Here is a 22,068-nt window from a genome sequence, read left to right on the forward strand (position 1 = left end):
ATATAAAACGTTATGAACTTTAATAAATTTACAATAAAATCGCAAGAAGCTATCCAAAAAGGACAGCAGATTGCACAAAATTTAGGTCATCAACAAATTGAAAATTCACATATTTTAAAAGGTATTTTTGAAGTTGATAAAAATGTTACTCCTTTTATTTTTAAAAAATTAGGAATAAATATAGAACTGTTAAAAAGCTTAATTGACAAAACCATAGAAAGTTATTCTAAAGTTACAGGTGGTGGAGACACTACCCTGTCTAGAAACGCTTCAAAAATGTTAACTACAGCTACAAATGAAGCTAATGATTTAAAAGATGAATTTGTTTCAATAGAACATTTATTATTAGCCATTTTAAATACAAAAGATACAACTTCTCAAATATTAAAAGATCAAGGTATCACAGATAAAGGAATGCAAGCTGCAATTTCAGAATTACGTAAAGGAAGCAAAGTAACATCGCAAAGCGCCGAAGAAACATACAATTCTTTAAATAAATTTGCTAAAAATTTAAATCAATTAGCAAAAGATGGTAAACTAGATCCTGTTATTGGTAGAGATGAAGAAATTCGTAGAATTCTTCAAATTCTATCACGTAGAACAAAAAACAACCCAATGTTAGTTGGTGAACCTGGTACAGGTAAAACTGCGATTGCAGAAGGCTTAGCACATAGAATAATTAAAGGAGATATTCCAGAAAATTTAAAAGGAAAACAAATTTACTCTTTAGATATGGGAGCACTTATTGCAGGGGCAAAATATAAAGGTGAATTTGAAGAACGTTTAAAATCTGTAATAAAAGAAGTAACATCTGCAGAAGGAGAAATTGTGCTTTTTATTGATGAAATTCACACCTTAGTTGGTGCTGGTGGTGGTCAAGGTGCTATGGATGCGGCAAATATTTTAAAACCTGCCTTAGCTCGTGGTGAATTAAGAGCAATTGGTGCAACTACCTTAGATGAATATCAAAAATATTTTGAAAAAGATAAAGCTTTAGAACGTAGATTTCAAAAGGTAATTGTTGATGAACCAGATACTGAAAGTGCCATTTCAATTTTACGTGGAATAAAAGAAAAATATGAAAATCACCATAAAGTACAAATAAAAGATGAAGCAATTATAGCTGCAGTAGAACTATCACAACGCTATATTTCAAACAGGTTTTTACCAGATAAAGCTATTGACTTAATGGATGAAGCTGCTTCAAAATTACGTATGGAAATTAATTCAAAACCTGAAGAATTAGATGTTTTGGATCGTAAAATTATGCAATTAGAAATTGAAATTGAAGCTATTAAACGCGAAAAGGATGAAAAAAAATTAGCTTCACTTAAAAAAGAAATTGCCAATTTAAAAGAAAACAGAAACGAAATAAATGCAAAATGGGTAAGCGAAAAAGAATTAGTAGATAGCGTTCAAAGCAATAAAGAAGCTATTGAAAATTTTAAACTAGAAGCAGAACGTGCCGAACGCGAAGGCGATTATGGAAAAGTTGCAGAAATTAGGTATGGAAAAATAAAAGATGCTCAAGAAAAACTTGAAAAACTTCAAAATGAAATAGCTAAAAATCAAGATTCAGCTTTAATTAATGAAGAAGTAACTAGAGATGATATTGCAGAAGTTGTAGCTAAATGGACGGGAATTCCAGTAACAAAAATGCTACAAAGTGATCGAGAAAAATTATTGCATCTAGAAGAAGAATTACACAAAAGAGTTGTAGGACAAGAAGAAGCAATTGTTGCAGTTTCAGATGCTGTTAGACGTTCAAGAGCTGGATTACAAGACACTAAAAAACCTTTAGGTTCCTTTTTATTTTTAGGAACAACAGGTGTAGGTAAAACAGAACTTGCAAAAGCATTAGCTGTTTATTTATTTGATGATGAAAGCTCTTTAACTCGTATTGATATGAGTGAATACCAGGAACGCCATGCCGTTAGTAGATTGGTTGGTGCGCCTCCAGGATATGTTGGTTACGATGAAGGTGGACAATTAACAGAAGCTGTTAGACGTAAACCATATTCAGTAATTTTATTAGATGAAATTGAAAAAGCACATCCCGATACTTTTAATATTTTATTACAAGTATTAGATGAAGGACGATTAACCGATAATAAAGGTAGAGTTGCAGATTTTAAAAATACCATTATTATCATGACTTCAAATATGGGAGCTCATATTATTCAAGAAAAGTTTGAAAAAATGGATATGGAAAATAGAGATCTTATTACTGAAGCTACTAAAATTGAAGTTGTTGGCTTATTAAAACAAACTATTAGACCTGAATTTTTAAATAGAATTGATGAGGTTATTATGTTTACACCTTTAAATTTAGCAGAAATTCATCAAATAGTAAAATTGCAATTAAATGGTTTAATAAAAATGTTGAAAGCACAGGATATACATATTGAATATACTGATGATTTAGTTGATGCTCTTGCCAATAAAGGTTTTGACCCTCAATTTGGTGCAAGACCAGTAAAAAGAGTGATTCAAAAGGATATTTTAAATGAATTATCTAAAGAAATTTTATCTGCAAGAATAACTTCTGATAGTCATATTTTATTAGATGCTTTTGATGATAAAATTGTATTTAGAAATAAATAAACTATACTATTTTTAACACAAACTCCTTTCTGTTTTTAGAAAGGAGTTTTTTTTAGCTAAACAACTGACAGTCAAAAGTCAAAATGACATTTTACAATGATAAAAATGAAATTTTGACTTACTTTTTACATTGGCATTTTTATTGTAATTATTCTTATAAAATAATGTTTAACCATAAAATTTAAAAGTTATGTTATTAAAAAGTTCAGGCATTCCTGCAATGCCATCTATTTTTGACGATTTTTTTAGAGATTGGTCTTTATCTAATTATTCAGACACCAATACTACATTACCGGCTGTAAACATTAAAGAGAATGAAAATGAATTTACAGTTGAAGTAGCTGTTCCAGGAATGAGTAAAGATGATTTTAAAATTAATTTAAATAACAATGTTTTAACAATCTCTTCTGAAAAAACTGTAGAAAATGAAGAAAACAACGATAAATATACTCGTAAAGAATATAGTTATCAGTCTTTTGAAAGAAGTTTTAATTTACCTAAAAACATTGTTGAAAGTGATCAAATTTCAGCAGCTTATAAAAATGGTGAATTAAAAATTACAATTCCTAAAAAGGAAGAAGCAAAACCTACGCCTCCTAAATTAATTGAGATTCAATAAATGAAAAAGAGAGAACAGTTGTTCTCTCTTTTTTTATGTATTTTTGAAACTTAAATTTTTCAACTATGTTTTTTAAATTCTCATTAGGTAAGTTTTTCTTAATTATTTCAGTTTTAATATGTAGTGTTACTTTAAATGCACAAGAAAATTCATCAGAAATTACAACCTATTATTTTATTAGACATGCCGAAAAAAACCGTTTAAATCCATCAAACAAAAATCCAAATCTTAAAGAAAAAGGAGTTGATAGAGCTTTAAATTGGAGTAAAACTTTTAAAAATATTGAATTTGATTATATTTTTTCAACAAATTATAACAGAACCACTCAAACAGCTTTGCCTACTGCTAAAAGTAAAAATTTAGAAATTCAATTTTATAATCCTAGCGATTTATACAACGAAGATTTTAAAACTCTAACTAAAGGAAAAACCGTATTAGTTGTTGGACACAGCAATACAACTCCAAAATTTGTAAATAAGGTTTTAGGTGAAGATAAATATCCCGAAATAGAAGATCGTAATAATTCCAACCTTTATATTGTAACAATTTCAGAAAATAATAAAAGTACTATTTTACTAAATATTGAAATTTAAAAGTCTGTATTTCCAACTAGTAATAAGTATATGTTTTAGAATCTATTTATAGTATATTTGTAGTCTTATGCAGAAGAAAATTAACATACAAAATAAAAAAGCTCGTTTTGAATACGAGATCTTAGATAAATACGTTGCTGGAATTCAATTAACGGGTACTGAAATTAAATCGATTCGTGAAAGTAAAGCCCGCATAACAGAAAGTTTTTGCGAGTTTAACGAAAAAGGTGAGTTATTTGCAATTAATATGTTTATTGAAGAATACCTTTATGGACATGCATACAACCATAGCCCAAAAAGTGAACGTAAATTATTATTAAATAAGCAAGAGCTTAAAAAGCTGCAAAAAGAAGTTCAAAATGTTGGTTTAACTATAATACCTTTAAGGTTATTTTTAACAGATAAAGGTTGGGCAAAACTTGAAATTGCATTGTGTAAAGGAAAGAAAAACTACGACAAACGTGAAGTAATTAAAGACCGAGATAATAAACGAGATTTAGCTAGAATAAAAAAGAATTTTAACTAAAATTAAATGAATAGTGTAGTTTATTTTAAATTAATTCATTGGAAAAATTTACTGCTCATTATTTATGTCTTTCTATTAATTAAACTACTGTTTTTACCTTCACTTTCGATTGAAACAACACTAAATTTATTTTCTTTTTATATTTTATTAATTTCAATACTATTAATTACCACTGCTGGCTTTATAATAAACACACTTGAAACTAATTTTTTAGATAAAATTAATAATCAAAAAAAATTAATTACAACCAAAGAAAAAACGCTCAAATTATATAAAATAACAAATACAATAGGAATAGCTTTGGGTCTTCTTTTTTGCTTAAAAATTGAAAAACCAACACTTTCATTTATATTTATAGGAATTGCTTTATTACATTTTTTTTATGCCAAAAAGCTAAATAAAATACCTTTAATTAGAAATTTAATCAGTGTATTTTTAATTAGTATTAATATCATTATTTTAGTCATTTTTGAGCTTGATTTTTCACTAAAAGATGCAAATCAAAAATTAGCTTTCAATATAATTTCAATACTTAGCTTTTATATTTTTTGCATTAGTTTAATTCAACAATCAATTAAAAATATTAAAAACATAAATAAAGACTACGCTTTAAAAGTAAACACTTTACCAATTGTATTAGGCATTAACAGAACACAAAAAATTACATTTATTTTTAGCTTAATCCCTATTAGTATTTTGCTTATAATAATCGTTAATTTTAGTGAAATTTATAAATTTACCATACTATATTTATTAATTGCTGTTTTTCTACCTTTCCTTTACGCAGTAATAAAATTGCATACTGCAAAGAAAAAAAATGACTTTAAAAAAATAATTACCTTATTACAGGTTAATCTGTTTTTAGGAATAAATACTTTAACAATATTTTCAATCTTTCATTAAAAATGCTACAAAACAAATTAATAACTAAAAATATAATATTAGCTTCAGGTTCACCAAGGCGCCACGAATTATTTAAAGAACTAGGCGTAAATTTTACCATAAAAGTTAAAGAGGTTGAAGAAACCTACAATACAAACTTAAAAAAAGAAGAAATTACTAATTATTTATGCAAATTAAAAGCGGCCTCTTTTACAAATGAAATTTCTGAAAACGATATAATTGTTACAGCAGACACCATTGTTTGGCATAATAATAAAGCATTAGAAAAACCTAAAAATGCTTCAGAAGCAATTGAAATGTTACAAGGGTTATCTGGAAAAAAACACACAGTTTATTCTTCAATTTGTATTAAAACAAAAAATAATGAAACCTTAATTTCAGATAAAACTAATGTTTATTTTAAACAATTAACACTAAACGAAATTGAATACTATGTTGAAAATTACAAACCTTATGATAAAGCAGGTGCTTATGGTATTCAAGAATGGATAGGTTTAATAGGCGTTACAAAGATTGAAGGTAGTTATTTTAATGTAATGGGCTTGCCTGTTCATAAATTATATGAAGAATTAATAAAAATTTAAGTTGATACCATAAATAATCATTATTTTTGAGCGATTTTTAATAAATATATAATGAAAAAATACACATACACCGAAAAAAAAGATACAAGATCAGGTTTTGGAGCTGGATTAGCTGAATTAGGAGATAAAAACGAAAACGTAGTTGCCCTTTGTGCCGATTTAATTGGTTCGTTAAAAATGGAAAAATTTATTGAAAATCATCCTGAAAGATTTTTTCAAATTGGGATTGCAGAAGCTAATATGATTGGTATTGCTGCTGGTTTAACAATAGGTGGTAAAATTCCTTTTACAGGTACTTTCGCAAATTTCTCAACTGGTAGAGTTTACGATCAAATTCGTCAATCTGTTGCATATTCAGGTAAAAATGTAAAAATATGTGCTTCTCATGCAGGTTTAACCTTAGGAGAAGATGGTGCAACGCATCAAGTATTAGAAGACATTGGATTAATGAAAATGTTACCTGGAATGACTGTTATTAATACTTGTGATTATAACCAAACTAAAGCAGCTACTATTGCTATTGCAGATTATGATGGTCCTGTTTATTTACGATTTGGACGTCCTGTAGTACCAGTATTTATGCCAGAAAATGAAGAGTTTATTGTTGGAAAAGCAATTCAACTTACAGAAGGAACTGATGTTACTATTGTAGCAACAGGCCATTTAGTATGGGAAGCTTTACAAGCATCGGAAAAGTTAGAAGCTAAAGGAATTAATGCTGAAGTAATTAATATTCATACAATTAAACCTCTAGATGATGAAGCTATTTTAAAATCTGTTGCAAAAACAGGTTGTATTGTAACTGCTGAAGAACACAATATTATAGGTGGCTTAGGTGAAAGTGTTTCTAGATTGTTAGTTCAAAATAATATAGTGCCACAAGAATTTGTTGCAGTTAACGATAGTTTTGGTGAATCTGGAACTCCAGCACAATTAATGGAAAAATATAAATTAAATGATAAAGCTATAGTTACTGCTGTTGAAAAAGTAATTAAGAGAAAATAATAACTTGTTTTTTTCGTTTTATTAGATATAATAACCCAAAATATATAAAGATGAAAAAAAAATCATTCTTATTTTCAATGCTATTTTTAGCTTCAATAATGCTAGTAAATGCCCAAAACGATTTCGGTATTAAAGGCGGTTTAAGCTATAATACAAATGGAGATCTTAAAGAATTTACAAGTGAAGTTGATAATATCTATAAAAACGAAGGAAAAGGAAAATCTGGATTTAATGTAGGTTTCTATGGAAAATTAGATTTAGGAGGAATCTATATTCGTCCTGAATTATTATATACTAAAACAACTAGTGAATATGAACTAAACACAGGCAATACAGAAGATTATAAAATTTCTAAATTAGATGTTCCTGTATTAGTTGGTTTTAAAGTAATTGGCCCTTTAAACATTTTTGCAGGTCCTGCTTTTCAATATATTTTAGACAATGATTTGGAAGGTGTAAGTATTGGTGATGTTGAAAATGAATATTCTGTTGGCGTTAATATTGGTGCTTCTTTAGAAATAGGAAGATTTGGCTTTGACGTTAGATACGAAAGAGGTTTAAGTGAAAATGAAGCTGAGTGGACAGATGCTGGTGAAACGTTTACATTAGATTCTAGACCTGAACAATTAATTTTTAGTCTATCGTATAGTTTGTCTAAAAAGAATAATTAAAACTATTTTTTTAAAAATATAAAACTTCGAGTTTAATTGCTCGAAGTTTTTTTATGCTTATTTTTTAATTTATACCAAAAAAATAAACCTTATGGCTTCCCGCAAGGTCTAAAATCAATTAAAAACTATTTTTAAATTTTGTATACTATTTGGTTGATTTATCTTTTAGCAATTCTACTTTAACTTATTTTAGTTCTTAATCTTTATATTATTAACTCCTCAAATTTAATACCTAAAAAACAAACAGCCTTACGGAAATCCGTAAGGCTGTTTGTTTTATTTAAGATTTTTATTAAATCAGCCCTAAATCTTTAGTTATAGAAACCAAGTGTGCTGGATTATTTGCATTAAAATGTTCTTTCAAAAATTTTAATCTTTTCTCAATACTACTTACACTTGTAGGCGTCCATTCTTTTTCTTTTAATTTAACACTTATCTCTTCTTGTAAATATCCTTTTGAAATACATTCAATTAAAAATAAATCGTAGTCAGATATTTCAACAGTATTATTTTTATATAATGCGCCAGAAACATGTGGTGAAATATAAGATTTATTAGAACTAAAAATTAATTGAATTGCTTTTTTAAGCTCTCGTAAGCCTTCTCTACTTTTCCAAACATACGCATTAACACCGTATTCATTAAACAATGTTTGTACTCTAAAGGGTTTATCTTCTACAGAAAAAACGGCAATTTTTAAAGTTGGAAATTCATTTCTAACTACTTTTATAAGCTCATCTCCTGATGTTATTTTTTGCTCTACTGAATCATTATCAAAAGACAAATCACTAATTAATAAATCAAAAGGATCGTTATTTAATTTTGCACTTTTTAACTTTAATAATGCTTCATCACAATACTGAACATATTGAATTTCTTGAATATCTAATTTTAATAATTCAGACTTTATTCCACTATTAATAAAGTCCATGTCCTCAACTATTAGAACCTTTTTAAACATGTTATTTATCTTTTAAAACTTATAAAAACTTTAAACCCTTTATTTAAGGATGTTTCAAAATTAATAATACCATTTATAGATTTAATACGGGTTTCCACATTTTTAATACCATTTTTTAAATTTAAGTCTACTTTATCAACTCCTTTTCCATTATCTGAATAATTAATAGCATAGTTTTTATTATCATTTTTAAATGAAATTGCAACTAAAGTAGCTTCACTATGTTTTTGCATATTTACCATTAACTCCTGTAAAACTCTATAAATTTCTATTTGTTTATCGTTTGATACTAATTCTAATGCTGCCTCATTAATTTTTTTTATAATAACAGTAGTTCTATTATTATTAAAACTAGAAAGCATGGATTTTAAAGAATTTACAAACTTATCTCCTGTTTCAATAATATTGTTTTGATGTGATATATTTCGAGTTAACATATATACATTTTCCAAATCATCTAAAAGTACTTCTTTAGATGCTGAAGTATATTGAACTTTATTCATAATATTTACAACATTATTTGCTACTTCATCATGAATTTTTTTTGCAATTCGAGTTTCCGTATTATAAACTTCTATTCTTTTTTCTTGTTTGTGTTTTTGTTTACGATAATATAAAAAACCTAATAAACCAAGAACAACTGCACCACTTGAAACAACTCCAATTATATTTCTGGTTTTCTCTTTTTCTAATTGTAATTTACTCGCTTCTTGCGCAATTTTTAATTGTAAGTTCTCTTTTTGATTTTTATCACTTTCATATTTAATTTTTGCAAATTGATTTTTGGCTAATAGCTTTGTCTTTTGCAAACTATCGTTTAAATGCACATAAGTACTATAATACTCCTTTGCTTTTTCTGAATCTTCTAATTCTATAATTTTTTGTAGTGCGTCTAATTGGTCTGGGATACTTTTTTGACGAATTGCCACATCATACAATTTAGAAGCATAAGACAATGAAATCTTAGGACTTAATTTTTTAAAATATGCTGAAAGGTGAGCATAGCTTGCTATTAATCCCCATAAATCATTTTCTTGCAATCGCATTTCTAAAGCTTTTTCTAGTGCAGGTAATACATTTTCTTCCTTTTTCGCCAACCATTTGGTATATGCTAAATTGTCAATAACCCTAGCTTTTGTTCTAAAAAGAGTTATAGTATCTTTTAGTAAACTATCTAAAATTTTTATGGAAGAATTATAATCTCCTATTTCTCTGTAGGTAACAGCTAAGTTATTTGCTATAAGTATTTTTTGTTGTTTTGAAGTGGTTAAATCGATCGCTTTTTTATAAAAAATTAATGCATCCTCTAGTGCCCCTTGTGATTTTGAAGAAATTGCCCAATTATTATAAACACTTGCTGAGGTATTTGGGCTTTTGTCGCCATAATAATTCAAAGCTAAAGAGCCTGAATAATCACTTGCACTATAATCTCCATAAGTACGCTCAATAATGGCCATTTCTAAAAAGTTATTACCTCTTGTAATACTATCGATGTATGTTAAATACTCATTTTTAATTAAATTATAATAGTAATATGCACTATCTTTTTGTTGATTTCTGTTAAAGTAATATGCAATTCTAGTATAATTTAACCCAATGGATGTTGAATCCTTTTCCTCTATTGATTTATGCAATAACTCTTTTGAAATATGAACAGCACTGTCATATTTCCTAACATTTATAAACAAATAAATTTTATAAGCTAGAATATCTTTTTTGTATGAGCTATCTTTTGTTTCAGATACCCATTTCAAAGATTTATTTGCTGCATTTAATCGAGTTTTTAAGTCTAGAGTATCATTTTTCATCTTTTTCATGAAAATACCTATAGAATCCACAGCAATATTATTTGAAGATTTTAATTCTTCTTTTGAAGTACAAGATACCAATAGGGAAAAACTAAAAATAACAAAAAAGAGACATGTAGATATTAAACTTTTCATTCCCCTAAAATACTATAAAACTATATAAATTAGTAGCTATTTATTTTATTTTTTACGGTTTTATTACAGCTAACAATAGCATTATGTTTCTTAGGCTATCAATTCTATAATCTCAAGGATTTAATGATTAAAATAAATATTAATTTTAAAACATAGAAACATACTACTATAGTTCTATAGCTAAGAGTTTTTATGTATATTTTTCAATCAAAAACAATTAAATTCTATTATTTACTTCAATTTTAGTTAAAATCGTATTATTTTTGTTAAAATAGTTTCATTCACTTTGTAAATTCAAATAAATTTGTAAATTATCCACAGTAAAAATTTAACCCCTATTATTTTACAAATTATAGCAAATACAAAACATAAGAAATTAAAATATACCCATGAAAAATACAATTAAAATTTTAGGATTAGTCGCCATTATTATGGTAAGTTCTTTATTGATTTTTGCAACAGAAAACACCTCTAAAACAGCTACAGAATCTTCAAATAATGAAGAAACCGTAAACAACAACTCTAATACCAGTGAAAGCTATAAAATTAGAGCGCTAAAAATACCTTCTAACTTAGAATTTGCAGGAGAACATGTACCTATTGAAAAAGGAGATATTAGAGAACGTATAGATCGTGAATTGTTAGTAAATACATACTGGCAATCTAATGGATTACTTTTATTTAAAAGAGCAAATAAATATTTTCCAATTATAGAACCAATTTTAGCTAAAAATGGAATCCCAGATGATTTTAAATATTTAGCAGTAATTGAAAGTGGTTTACAAGATGTAACTTCACCTGCTGGAGCTAAAGGTTTTTGGCAAATAATGAGCTCTACTGCCAAAGAAAAAGGCTTAGAGGTTAATTCAAATGTTGATGAACGTTACCATCTAGAAAAAGCAACACAAGTAGCTTGTGATTATTTAAATGCTTCTAAAAAGCGATTTGGTAGTTGGACATTAGCAGCTGCGGCTTACAATGCTGGAAATGCGGGGATTTCTAGAAGACTTAAAGCTCAAAAAGTTGATGATTATTACGATTTACTTTTAGTATCTGAAACAAGTAGATATTTACCTAGAATAGTTGCTGTAAAAGAAATACTATCTAACCCAAATAAATATGGTTTTATTTTTGACGAAGAAGATTTATATGCTTTAGAAGAAACTAAAATTATTAAAGTTGATACTGCAATTGCCAATATTGCTGAATTTTCTAAAAACTTAGGAATTAATTACAAAATTTTAAAATACCATAATTCTTGGTTACGTGAAAACAAATTAAATAATAAATCTCGCAAATTATACGAAATTAAAATACCTGTTAATAATTAAAATAACATACGTTTATTAGTTTTTTTTAATAAAGTAATTCTAATAAACAACGATAGCTATATTTTATTAAATTATAAATAACCCTTGTAAATACATTGGTTCCATAAAATATACCTATATTCCACCTTTTAACAATTTAAAACCAATAAATGGATTTCACCAACCCATTAGTGTATGGAGTACCTTGCTTCTTAGCATTAATTTTACTAGAACTAACTTATAGCAAAACCCACAATAAGAAAAATCTATACGAATGGAAAGATTTAGGAGCCAGCCTTTTTATGGGTATTGGTTCTGCGGTAATTGCTCCCTTAATAAAAACTATTTCTGCAATTGTAATTTTTAATATTGTTTTTGAAATATTCAATCCCGAAATTAATGGTGTAAGAACCAATATAATGGGCTGGCAATCATTTGGATATGCTTGGTATATTTGGATTGCTTGTCAACTATTAGACGATTTTACATATTATTGGTTTCATAGGCAAAACCATATGGTTCGGTTTTTATGGGCTGCACATATTGTACATCATTCATCAGACAATTTTAACTTAGGAACTGCGGTACGTAACGGGTGGTTTACAATTTTATACAAACCCTTATTTTATATGTGGATTCCTGCATTAGGATTTAGACCAGAAATGGTAGTAGTTTGTCTTGGTATTGAAGCCCTTTGGCAATTTCAATTACACTCAGTTTACATACCAAAAATGGGCTTTCTAGAGAAAGTTTTTAATACGCATACAATGCACCAAGTACACCACGCAAAAAATGTTGAATATATGGATAAAAACCACGGAGGTTTTTTAAATATTTTTGATAAAATTTTTGGAACTTGGAAAGAATTAGATGAGAATATTAAAGTTGAATATGGTGTTACTCACGCTCCTGACTCTTATAACCCTTGGGTTATTTTAACACACGAATACAAAGATATCTGGAACGATACTAAAAAATCAAAAAATTGGTATCATAAATTTATGTACACTTTTGGCCCTCCTGGCTGGAGTCACGATAATAGTACACAAACAGTAAAACAAATGCAATTAGAACTTAAACAAACTAAAGTCTAGTTTATAATTTTAAAAAAATTAACTTTGCCATATGGGATTAACAAATAATGACATTTTTAAAAAATTACGCGTAGCTCATAAATTACGTGATACAGATATTATAAAAATTTGTGAACTAGTTGACTTTAAAGTTAGTAAAAGCGAACTAGGCGCTATTTTTAGAAGTGAAGACCATCCAAAATATATGGAATGTGGAGATCAATTTTTACGTAATTTTTTAAACGGATTGATTATTCATTTACGTGGACCAATGCCTCCAAAACAAGCTAAAAAACAGGTTGATAAAAAGTAATACCTTTATGTATAATTAATATTATATCTAAAAATGGTACAAGTGAAAAATATTAACCTAACAAGTTTTAATGCCTGTTAAGTTAAATTTAATGTTTTAACAAAACGATTTTTTTACAGCTTCAAACTCACCTATAATTTCTTGTACAATTTCAGCAGCTGGTTTTATCTCATTTATTAATCCGGCAATTTGACCAATTTCTAATTCACCATTTTCTAAATCACCTTCAAACATACCTTTCTTAGCTCTGGCTCTACCCAATTTTTCTTTTAATTGTTCAACCGTTGGTTTTTGTTGATACAATTCTTGAAGTTCATTATAAAATGAATTTTTTATAAGCCTAGTAGGTGCTAGTTCTTTCAGCGTTAATTGCGTTCCTCCATCTTGTGTATTAATAACTTCATTTTTAAAATTAATATGTGCAGAAGATTCTGTGCTCGCTACAAATCTACTTCCTATTTGAACACCATCTGCACCTAAAACCATAGCTGCCAACATACCTCTACCTGATGCAATTCCTCCAGCAGCTATAATAGGAATTGATAATTTTTCTTTTACCATAGGAATTAATGTAAATGTAGTAGTTTCTTCCCTCCCATTATGACCACCTGCCTCAAAACCTTCAGCTACAATAGCGTCTACACCAGCTTGTTCAGATTTTAATGCAAATTTTACACTACTTACTACGTGAACAACAGTAATACCATTTTCTTTTAAAAAAGGCGTCCACGTTTTTGGATTTCCAGCTGAAGAAAAAACTATTTTAACACCTTCTTCTACAATTATTTGCATAATTTCTTCAATATTAGGGTACAATAAAGGTACATTTACCCCAAAAGGTTTTTCTGTTGCTTTTTTACATTTTTGAATATGTTCTCTTAAAACATCAGGATACATAGAACCTGCACCTATTAACCCTAAACCTCCTGAATTACTTACTGCTGATGCTAATTTCCAACCACTATTCCAAACCATTCCTGCTTGAATAATTGGATATTTTATTCTGAATAATTGTGTAATTGTATTTTTCATTTAGCCTTTAATAATTTTAAATATTTTGACTTTATTATTGTATTTCACTTGTAAAAAATAAATTCCTTTAGGTAAATGTGAAATAACCATTGTTGGATTAGATTTTACTACTTTACTTTCTATAATAGTATTTCCTAGAGTTGTATAAATAGAAATATTTAATGCTGTTATATCGCTAGGGAAATTAAAATTTATTGTATTTGTAACTGGATTTGGAAAAACAGTTAACAAATTTATAGTTTCGATTTCTTTTGAAAAAACACCTTCACAAACAATACTTGTTTTCACTTGAATTAAATCACCCTGATTAATTTCTAATTCAAAATTGGTATTCAATGTTTTCATCATTTCTTTACCATTTAAATAAACTATAAATGGAGGAGTTCCTTTATTTATTTCTATAATAGCATTATTAGAAGTAACCGCTACTTTTCCTAAAATAACATTAGCTTCTTCAATAGCTAAACTATAACATTGTTCATAATCTTGTTCTTCAAGAGTAATGCAAATCTCGTACAAACCAACTGGTAAATCAGTTAATTCTAAGATGTTTTCATCTGTAAATGAATAATTTAAACCATTAATAGTTACTAAATAATTATAAGGAGTTTCTGAAGTAATTTTTATTTGTCCATTATCTTCATCAGGGCAAGTTTCGCTAATAACTTCTATTTTAAAATTAGTAGCTGGTAAAACCAGACAACCTTGACTATCAACTGATGCGCCCTCTGGTGAGTTTGGACATTTATCTAAATCGTTATTTATACCATCACCATCAAAATCAAAAGCATTTTCAAAAATAGTAGAAACATTTGGAATTCCATACCCTTCTTGATTGGTAGAAGCTGGGTATAAATGTGCCGATTCTCTTATTAATTGTGTTATTTCTGTATTTGTTTTATCTGGGAAAGCTTGCCACAAACACGCAACAACTCCAGCTAAAACCGGTGATGAATAAGATGTTCCGTTACCAGCTACAGCACTTCCTCCTGAATTAATTATATAGGTACCTTGCCCTTGCGCACATACATCTGGCTTTATCCTACCATCTGCTGTAGGTCCAAATGAACTAAACGAAGCAATAGCACCAGAAGCATTGACCGCACCAACTGTTAAAACCGAAGGGGCGTCTGCTGGTGAATTTATATAAGGCCAATTAGAATCACCTCCTTCATTTCCAGCTGAAGCAACTAATATCATTCCTCGAGAAAAAGCAATTTCAGCGCCTCGAGTAATAAATGTAGTTTTACCATCCATATCACTATAATCGTAATTGTGATCTGGATTGTCAAAAAATACTGAATACCCCAAAGAAGTATTAATAACATCAACACCTAAACTATCAGCTTTTTCAGCAGCTTCAACCCACAAACTCTCTTCTAATCGAACCTCAACAGGAGCATTTTCCGTTCTAAATAAATAATAGCTTGCATCTGGAGCTGTACCTACAAAATTGGTTGTTGCTCCATCTACTCCACTTTCTAAATACCCCGCCATTGTAGATAAAACTGAAGTTCCGTGCGAATCACCTCCATAAATATGAGGTGTTCTATCTACAAAATCATAACCTCCTAAAATTTGTCCGTTATCTCTAATTCTTTTAAAAGCAAGTAAAACATCTACTTTTGGAAATCCTGCATCCAGAACTGCTATATGCATTCCTGAACCTGTAAAACTATTTTCATGAAGTGTTTCTGCACCCAACATTATTAGTTGATTTTCAGCATTTCCATAAGTAAAATTAGTTGTTGTTTCTAACAATTTATTCTTGGTTCTAGAAATCTGTTTTAAAACTTTACTTGACTTAGAGCTATTCAAGGTTTTATTGGCAAACTCAATAGAATCTATAAAACTAAAATTTGATAACTTTAAATTTAACAACGCATCAATATTTTCTTTTGTTCCCTGTATGTGTAGTGCATTCAACCATTTAGATTTTGCTAAAACAGCAATACCAGAAGCATTAATAACTGCAGTTATATATGTCTGTTCAATTGGAACATCTTTAATATCTAATGCTATATTATAACGTGTTCTTCTATCTAAAGCACGTTGACTTAACATATTTAATGGGTTTGCATAATACGAAGTTTCACTTGGTTTATTTTTAAAATACACCCAAGCATCTTCAATTTGCGCAAACAAATTAGTTATTGAAAAAAAGAATATTAGTACTAATAACTTATTTTTCACTTTATTTAGTTTTAAAAATTTATATGTTGTAAAGTACTAATTATTATTAAACAAGTATTTTAAAATTTTAAATATTAAGAAATTACTCCAGACCCAAGCAATTCTTCGTTCTTATACCAAGCAACAAATTGACCTTCAGTAATGGCAGATTGCATATTCTCAAACTGCACATATAAACCAGATTCAACTTTATATAAAGTTGCTTTTTCTAATTTTTGACGGTATCTAATTCTTGATAATACCTGAGTAGATGCTCCATTTTCTAATGCTAGATCTTTTCTAACCCAATGTAACTCTTCATTAGAAACAAATAGCACATTGCGATATAAACCTTTATGATTTTTACCTTCACCAGTATAAATTACATTTTCAATAACATCTGTATCTATTACAAATAAAGGTTCTTTTGTACCGCCAACTGCCAATCCCTTACGTTGCCCTTTTGTAAAATAATGAGCACCTTGATGTTTTCCTACAATTTTACCGTCTGAAACTTTGTATTCATATTTTTTTGAAAAAAATGCCAATTCTTCTTCTTTAGAATTAAAATTGGGAATTTCTCTATTATAAATAGTTGAATCTTCTGGTATTTGAACTATAACACCTTCTTTTGGTTCTAATTTTTGTTGTAAAAATTCAGGTAAACGCACCTTTCCTATAAAACATAACCCTTGAGAATCTTTTTTATCGGCAGTAATTAAATCTTGCTCAGCAGCAATTTTACGCACTTCTGGTTTTGTTAATTCTCCAATAGGAAACAAAGCTTTTGCCAATTGCTCTTGTGATAACTGACATAAGAAATAAGATTGATCTTTGTTTCCATCAACACCACCCAATAATTTATAAACCTGCTCTCCATTTATGGTTTCTTCACCTTTTCTACAGTAATGTCCAGTTGCAACATAATCTGCTCCTAAATCCAATGCAATTTTCATAAAAACATCAAATTTAATTTCTCTGTTGCACAATACATCTGGATTAGGAGTACGCCCCATTTCATATTCCTTAAACATATAATCTACAATACGTTCTTTGTATTGTTCACTTAAATCTACAACTTGAAATGGAATTCCTAATTTATCCGCAACTAACATAGCATCATTACTATCTTCTAACCAAGGACATTCGTTTGAAATTGTTACAGAGTCATCGTGCCAATTTTTCATAAATAAACCAATAACTTCATAACCTTGTTCTTTTAACAGATATGCAGCTACACTACTATCAACACCCCCAGAGAGACCTACTATTACGCGTTTCATTTTAAAAAATTTAGAATGCAAAGATACTGATAACTTTTAGTAACAAAAAGTTAATTTAAATGAGTAACTTAAATTAATATTAAAAATAATATTCATAAAAAAAGCCTATCAAAATTTGATAGGCTTTACAATAAATAATCGATAATAATTATATTAAATAACTTTTACGTTTACTGCGTTCATTCCTTTTCTACCTTCTTGTAAATCGAATTCTACCTCATCACCTTCACGAATCTCATCGATTAAACCAGAAATGTGTACAAAATGTTCATTGTTTGAGTCGTCTTCTTTGATGAATCCAAATCCTTTAGTTTCATTGAAGAATTTTACTGTGCCTTTACTCATTTATTAAAATTTTAATTTATTATATTTTACAAATATACTTATTTTTATTTAACATCATTATTTTTAGTATTTTATATTTAATTTTTTGATGCATAAACAAGAAATTTTGTTTTAAATTAAACTTAAATCAATGAACAAACCACCACAAGTATTAATATTTTGTTAAAGTTTTAATAAAAAATATTAAACAAAATAAATGAATTTTAAAAACATAACTTACTTATTTTTAATACCTTAAATACGAAAACACGAAATACAAGCGATTTACAACAAGGAATGTTTAATTTTATTTTGTTTAGCTTTAATCTTATTTAGTTAAACATTTATTTATTTTTTATATCTTAGCCGAAACTAAAAAATATTAAACCATGAAAAAATCACCTTACATTCTTACCGTATTTGTATCGATAATGTTATCACTTAGCTTTTTATCTTGTGATGATGACGATGATACAATAAAAACTCCTGAAACAAATACTATTGCAGACTTTGTAGTTGAAAATATAGATAATTATAGTAGCCTTTTAGCCGCTTTACAAAAAACTGATTTGGTAGAAACTTTAAGTGGTGATGAAATCTTTACTGTTTTTGCACCTAATAATACAGCTTTTGACGAATTCTTATCAAGTGCAGGTTTCAACTCTTTAGATGATGTTCCTGTTGATGTTTTAACACAAATACTACTAAACCACGTTGTTGCAGGAAATGTACAATCTAGCGATTTAGCTACTGGTTATATTAGTTCACTTTCTACCGCAACTCCAAACGGCGCTAATATGAGTATGTATATTGACATAACTAATGGCGTTAAAATTAATGGAACTGCTACTGTAACTGGCGCTGATAATAATGTAGACAACGGTGTTATTCACCTAGTAGATGCCGTTATTGGATTACCAACTATTGTTACTATGGCAACCTCAAATAGTAGCTTTACTAATTTAGTAGCTGCCTTAACTAGAGATGATCAACCTGATTTTGTATCTGTATTATCTACTGCAAATGGAACTGATCCTGCTCCTTTTACTGTTTTCGCCCCAACTGATGCTGCTTTTAGTGCTTTATTAACGGAACTTGGCGCTGATAGCCTAGCTGATATTGATGGTACCACTTTAACCGCGACTTTAAATCATCACGTTGTAGGTGGTGCAAATGTAACTGCCGAAATGCTTACTGATAATATGACAGTAACTACTCTAGGTGGCGATATTACTGCAAACATCTCTGGTGGCGCTACGTTAACCGATGCCAATGGTAGAGTAAGTAATATTATAGCTACAAATGTACAAACTGCTAATGGTGTTATTCACGTTATTGATAAAGTGGTTTTACCAATGTTAGAACAACCTACAAATACTATTGCTGACTTTGTAGTTGCAAATATGGATAACTACAGTAGCTTATTAGCTGCTTTACAAAAAGCTGACCTAGTTGAAACTTTAAGTGGTGACACTTCTTACACTGTTTTTGCTCCCGATAACAGTGCTTTTGCTACTTTTTTAACAAATGCCGGATTTAACTCTTTAGATGATGTACCTGTTGATGTTTTAACACAAATACTACTAAACCACGTTGTTGCAGGAAATGTACAATCTAGTGATTTAGCTAATGGTTATATTAGTTCACTTTCCACTGCAACTCCAAACGGCGCTAATATGAGTATGTATATTGACATAACTAATGATGTTAAAATTAATGGAACTGCTACTGTAACTGGCGCTGACAATAATGTAGACAACGGTGTTATTCACTTAGTAGATGCCATTATTGGATTACCAACTATTGTTACTATGGCAACCTCAAATAATAGCTTTGCTAATTTAGTAGCTGCCTTAACTAGAGATGACCAACCTGATTTTGTAAGTGTATTATCTACTGTAAATGGAACTGACCCCGCTCCTTTTACTGTTTTTGCCCCAACTGATGCTGCTTTTAGTGCTTTATTAACGGAACTTGGCGCTGATAGCTTATCTGATATTGATGGTGCCACTTTAACCGCAACTTTAAATCATCACGTTGTAGGTGGTGCAAATGTAACTGCTGAAATGCTTACTGATAATATGACAGTAACTACTCTAGGTGGCGATATTACTGCAAACATCTCTGGTGGCGCTACGTTAACCGACGCCAATGATAGAGTAAGTAATATTATAGCTACAAATGTACAAACTGCTAATGGAGTTATTCACGTTATTGACAAAGTAGTTTTACCTAATTTAAATTAATATTCTTTAATTATTTAATTACATAAAAAGACTGTTTGAAAAGTTTAAAAACCAATCAAACAGGCTTTTTTCATTTTATAAATTTATTCTTCTACATGACTACCCTTAATAGGTTTAGATTTATTTGGTAAAATTAAATTTAAAATTACCCCAACAACAGAAGCCAAACCAATTCCTGCTAAAGAAAAGTTTCCAAACCCTATTTGAGCACCCCCAATTCCAACGGTTAAAATAATAGAAACAATAACTTGATTTCTAGTAATTGAAAAATCTGTTTTTGCATCTATTAATGTTCTAATTCCAATACTAGCAATCATACCAAAAAGCAACAACATAATACCTCCTAAAACAGCCGAAGGAATTGTTTTTAAAATAGCACTAATTTTACCTATAACCGAAAACACAATTGCTGTAACAGCTGCAATACGTAACACTCTTGGATCAGTAATTTTTGTTAAAGCAACAGCTCCTGTTACTTCAGAATACGTTGTATTTGGTGGTCCTCCAAAAAAGCCAGCAAATGCAGTTGCTACACCATCACCTAATAACGTTCTGTGTAAACCTGGATCTTTCACAAACTTTTTATTTGCAACACCTCCAATTGCATACATATCACCTATATGCTCAATAATAGGTGCAATTGCAACTGGAATCATATATAAAATTGCTCCCCAATTGAACTCAGGTGATGTAAATTTTGGAAAAGCAAACCAAGCTGCTTCATTTACCGGTGAAAAATCTACCAAACCTGTAAAAATTGATATTACATAACCTACAACAATTCCTATAAATATTGGAATTAATTTAATCAACCCTTTTGTAAAAGTCACAATAATTATAGCTGTAGCTAAAACTGCAATTGCAATTGGCCAATTAGATTTAGCCATATCTACACCAGTTGAAGCTAAAGACAACCCTATAATCATAATAACAGGCCCCACTACAACTGCTGGAAATATTTTTTCAATAACACGTAATCCCCATAATTTTATAATAGCAGAGACTATTGAATAAACAATACCTACTGCAATAATACCTCCTAATGCACCAGGGTAACCATATAATTTTGTCGCAGCAATTATAGGCGCAATAAAAGCAAAACTACTTCCTAAAAAAACAGGGACTTTTCCTTTGGTTATTAGATGAAATATTAATGTTCCAACACCTGCTGTAAATAAAGCTACTGCAGGGTCTATATCAATTAAAAGTGGTACTAATACTGTTGCCCCAAAAGCAACAAATAAAAATTGAATTCCAATAATTATTCTTTTTACTGGGTTTGAAGTGTTGGTTAAAATTTGATTTTGTTTCATTTATTAAAATTTATTGGTTTTATAAGTCGTAATTAAATATTACTGATACAATCAGTATAAAAATTTAATAATAATTTGACCTTTAGCTAGTATCAATTTAGATTCACACCTAAAACAGTGTTAAAAATTTAATCGAACTAATTTACTTATAAAATCAAAACAATTTTATAACCATTAAAAATGTTATTAAAACATAATGTTAATAATTATACAAAAAATAAATACTGTAATTTTTACATTTTTATTAAATAAAATACTAAACACTTCACATTACAACATATTATTAAATACTAGTTATTTTAAGCACACTTAAACCCTTACTAATTTTCTCTTAAAATTTAAATCTTCTTAAATCAAGTCACTCATCTTGATTTAAAACAAAAATAAAGCATCGTTTTTCAAAATAATTTCATAAAAGTTGTTTTTACCATATATTCAATAAAAACAATCAATAATTTATTATTATTAACAATATAGATGTTAAAACTTATATTTTTAAGATATATTTAATAAATTAAGTGAATTAAATTCTGCAAAAACAAAAAAACACTATTAAAAATATGACTTTTGTAAGATATTTTTTGCAATTGTAT

General features: G+C 28.7%; 19 protein-coding genes. 12 read left to right on the forward strand and 7 right to left on the reverse strand.

The annotated features are described in order from the left end of the window. Positions 1-12: 12 nt before the first annotated feature. The 8 genes from clpB (at position 13) to MHL31_RS04590 (ending at position 7,505) form a co-directional block, all read left to right on the forward strand. Entirely contained in the window at positions 13-2,604 is a 2,592-nt protein-coding gene (clpB, locus tag MHL31_RS04560) for an ATP-dependent chaperone ClpB (RefSeq protein ID WP_240227899.1), read from the forward strand. A gap of 190 nt (positions 2,605-2,794) precedes the next feature. Continuing rightward, complete coding sequence (locus MHL31_RS04565) at positions 2,795-3,223, forward strand: Hsp20/alpha crystallin family protein (RefSeq protein ID WP_240227900.1); 429 nt, start codon at positions 2,795-2,797, stop codon at positions 3,221-3,223. 65 nt (positions 3,224-3,288) lie between these two features. Further along, a complete protein-coding gene (locus MHL31_RS04570; RefSeq protein ID WP_240227901.1) occupies positions 3,289-3,816 on the forward strand; it encodes a histidine phosphatase family protein in 528 nt (175 codons plus the stop codon). A gap of 67 nt (positions 3,817-3,883) precedes the next feature. Further along, entirely contained in the window at positions 3,884-4,342 is a 459-nt protein-coding gene (gene smpB / locus MHL31_RS04575; protein WP_240227902.1) for an SsrA-binding protein SmpB, read from the forward strand. Positions 4,343-4,348: 6 nt separating this feature from the next. Beyond that, positions 4,349-5,245 carry a UbiA family prenyltransferase gene (locus MHL31_RS16320; RefSeq protein WP_371824138.1) on the forward strand — a complete coding sequence of 299 codons (897 nt, stop codon included), beginning with the start codon at positions 4,349-4,351 and terminating at the stop codon, positions 5,243-5,245. 2 nt (positions 5,246-5,247) lie between these two features. Next, positions 5,248-5,829, forward strand: coding sequence for a Maf family nucleotide pyrophosphatase (locus MHL31_RS04580; RefSeq protein ID WP_240227903.1), 582 nt, complete (start codon positions 5,248-5,250; stop codon positions 5,827-5,829). A gap of 51 nt (positions 5,830-5,880) precedes the next feature. Further along, positions 5,881-6,834 (forward strand): transketolase family protein, encoded by a 954-nt coding sequence (locus tag MHL31_RS04585; protein ID WP_240227904.1) that lies wholly within the window; start codon positions 5,881-5,883, stop codon positions 6,832-6,834. A 50-nt stretch (positions 6,835-6,884) separates the two neighbouring features. Beyond that, positions 6,885-7,505 carry an outer membrane beta-barrel protein gene (locus MHL31_RS04590; RefSeq protein ID WP_240227905.1) on the forward strand — a complete coding sequence of 207 codons (621 nt, stop codon included), beginning with the start codon at positions 6,885-6,887 and terminating at the stop codon, positions 7,503-7,505. A 292-nt stretch (positions 7,506-7,797) separates the two neighbouring features. On the opposite strand, the gene MHL31_RS04595 is transcribed toward MHL31_RS04590, so the two are convergent. Next, positions 7,798-8,436 carry a response regulator gene (locus tag MHL31_RS04595; RefSeq protein ID WP_240227906.1) on the reverse strand — a complete coding sequence of 213 codons (639 nt, stop codon included), beginning with the start codon at positions 8,434-8,436 and terminating at the stop codon, positions 7,798-7,800. Positions 8,437-8,471: 35 nt separating this feature from the next. Beyond that, on the reverse strand, positions 8,472-10,409 hold the full coding sequence (locus tag MHL31_RS04600) for a tetratricopeptide repeat-containing sensor histidine kinase (RefSeq protein WP_240227907.1): 1,938 nt from the start codon (positions 10,407-10,409) through the stop codon (positions 8,472-8,474). Positions 10,410-10,798: 389 nt separating this feature from the next. On the opposite strand from MHL31_RS04600, the gene MHL31_RS04605 reads away from it, so the two are divergent. The 3 genes from MHL31_RS04605 (at position 10,799) to MHL31_RS04615 (ending at position 13,105) form a co-directional block, all read left to right on the forward strand. Continuing rightward, positions 10,799-11,740: a lytic transglycosylase domain-containing protein gene (locus MHL31_RS04605; RefSeq protein ID WP_240227908.1), complete on the forward strand. Its 942-nt coding sequence runs from the start codon at positions 10,799-10,801 to the stop codon at positions 11,738-11,740. 149 nt (positions 11,741-11,889) lie between these two features. After that, on the forward strand, positions 11,890-12,813 hold the full coding sequence (locus tag MHL31_RS04610) for a sterol desaturase family protein (protein WP_240227909.1): 924 nt from the start codon (positions 11,890-11,892) through the stop codon (positions 12,811-12,813). Positions 12,814-12,844: 31 nt separating this feature from the next. Further along, entirely contained in the window at positions 12,845-13,105 is a 261-nt protein-coding gene (locus MHL31_RS04615) for a DUF1456 family protein (RefSeq protein ID WP_240227910.1), read from the forward strand. Between the two features lie 96 nt (positions 13,106-13,201). Here the strand turns inward: MHL31_RS04615 and MHL31_RS04620 are convergent, their stop codons facing one another. From MHL31_RS04620 to MHL31_RS04635, 4 genes are all read right to left on the reverse strand, one after another. Further along, complete coding sequence (locus tag MHL31_RS04620; protein WP_240227911.1) at positions 13,202-14,137, reverse strand: nitronate monooxygenase family protein; 936 nt, start codon at positions 14,135-14,137, stop codon at positions 13,202-13,204. Then, positions 14,138-16,330, reverse strand: a complete 2,193-nt coding sequence (locus MHL31_RS04625; RefSeq protein ID WP_240227912.1) for a S8 family serine peptidase — start codon at positions 16,328-16,330, stop codon at positions 14,138-14,140. A gap of 74 nt (positions 16,331-16,404) precedes the next feature. Further along, positions 16,405-17,592, reverse strand: coding sequence for a tRNA 2-thiouridine(34) synthase MnmA (gene mnmA / locus MHL31_RS04630; RefSeq protein WP_240227913.1), 1,188 nt, complete (start codon positions 17,590-17,592; stop codon positions 16,405-16,407). Positions 17,593-17,745: 153 nt separating this feature from the next. Then, positions 17,746-17,937 (reverse strand): cold-shock protein, encoded by a 192-nt coding sequence (locus tag MHL31_RS04635; protein ID WP_240227914.1) that lies wholly within the window; start codon positions 17,935-17,937, stop codon positions 17,746-17,748. A 368-nt stretch (positions 17,938-18,305) separates the two neighbouring features. On the opposite strand from MHL31_RS04635, the gene MHL31_RS04640 reads away from it, so the two are divergent. Further along, the gene (locus MHL31_RS04640; protein WP_240227915.1) at positions 18,306-20,162 is read left to right on the forward strand and encodes a fasciclin domain-containing protein; all 1,857 of its coding nucleotides are present in this window, start codon (positions 18,306-18,308) and stop codon (positions 20,160-20,162) included. An 83-nt stretch (positions 20,163-20,245) separates the two neighbouring features. On the opposite strand, the gene MHL31_RS04645 is transcribed toward MHL31_RS04640, so the two are convergent. Then, positions 20,246-21,475 (reverse strand): uracil-xanthine permease family protein, encoded by a 1,230-nt coding sequence (locus MHL31_RS04645; protein ID WP_240227916.1) that lies wholly within the window; start codon positions 21,473-21,475, stop codon positions 20,246-20,248. Positions 21,476-22,068 lie beyond the last annotated feature (593 nt).

The sequence above is a fragment of the Lutibacter sp. A80 genome, from assembly GCF_022429645.1.
Taxonomy (GTDB): domain Bacteria; phylum Bacteroidota; class Bacteroidia; order Flavobacteriales; family Flavobacteriaceae; genus Lutibacter.

What these genes read in the sequence shown, in the direction of transcription:
- smpB (WP_240227902.1), top strand. Translation starts at nt 3,884, where the DNA reads ATGCAGAAGAAAATTAACATACAAAATAAAAAAGCTCGTTTTGAATAC.
- mnmA (WP_240227913.1), bottom strand. Translation starts at nt 17,592, where the DNA reads ATGAAACGCGTAATAGTAGGTCTCTCTGGGGGTGTTGATAGTAGTGTA.
- MHL31_RS04610 (WP_240227909.1), top strand. Translation starts at nt 11,890, where the DNA reads ATGGATTTCACCAACCCATTAGTGTATGGAGTACCTTGCTTCTTAGCA.
- MHL31_RS16320 (WP_371824138.1), top strand. Translation starts at nt 4,349, where the DNA reads ATGAATAGTGTAGTTTATTTTAAATTAATTCATTGGAAAAATTTACTG.
- MHL31_RS04600 (WP_240227907.1), bottom strand. Translation starts at nt 10,409, where the DNA reads ATGAAAAGTTTAATATCTACATGTCTCTTTTTTGTTATTTTTAGTTTT.
- MHL31_RS04590 (WP_240227905.1), top strand. Translation starts at nt 6,885, where the DNA reads ATGAAAAAAAAATCATTCTTATTTTCAATGCTATTTTTAGCTTCAATA.
- MHL31_RS04635 (WP_240227914.1), bottom strand. Translation starts at nt 17,937, where the DNA reads ATGAGTAAAGGCACAGTAAAATTCTTCAATGAAACTAAAGGATTTGGA.
- MHL31_RS04615 (WP_240227910.1), top strand. Translation starts at nt 12,845, where the DNA reads ATGGGATTAACAAATAATGACATTTTTAAAAAATTACGCGTAGCTCAT.
- MHL31_RS04565 (WP_240227900.1), top strand. Translation starts at nt 2,795, where the DNA reads ATGTTATTAAAAAGTTCAGGCATTCCTGCAATGCCATCTATTTTTGAC.
- MHL31_RS04645 (WP_240227916.1), bottom strand. Translation starts at nt 21,475, where the DNA reads ATGAAACAAAATCAAATTTTAACCAACACTTCAAACCCAGTAAAAAGA.
- clpB (WP_240227899.1), top strand. Translation starts at nt 13, where the DNA reads ATGAACTTTAATAAATTTACAATAAAATCGCAAGAAGCTATCCAAAAA.
- MHL31_RS04620 (WP_240227911.1), bottom strand. Translation starts at nt 14,137, where the DNA reads ATGAAAAATACAATTACACAATTATTCAGAATAAAATATCCAATTATT.
- MHL31_RS04605 (WP_240227908.1), top strand. Translation starts at nt 10,799, where the DNA reads ATGAAAAATACAATTAAAATTTTAGGATTAGTCGCCATTATTATGGTA.
- MHL31_RS04580 (WP_240227903.1), top strand. Translation starts at nt 5,248, where the DNA reads ATGCTACAAAACAAATTAATAACTAAAAATATAATATTAGCTTCAGGT.
- MHL31_RS04595 (WP_240227906.1), bottom strand. Translation starts at nt 8,436, where the DNA reads ATGGACTTTATTAATAGTGGAATAAAGTCTGAATTATTAAAATTAGAT.
- MHL31_RS04585 (WP_240227904.1), top strand. Translation starts at nt 5,881, where the DNA reads ATGAAAAAATACACATACACCGAAAAAAAAGATACAAGATCAGGTTTT.
- MHL31_RS04570 (WP_240227901.1), top strand. Translation starts at nt 3,289, where the DNA reads ATGTTTTTTAAATTCTCATTAGGTAAGTTTTTCTTAATTATTTCAGTT.
- MHL31_RS04640 (WP_240227915.1), top strand. Translation starts at nt 18,306, where the DNA reads ATGAAAAAATCACCTTACATTCTTACCGTATTTGTATCGATAATGTTA.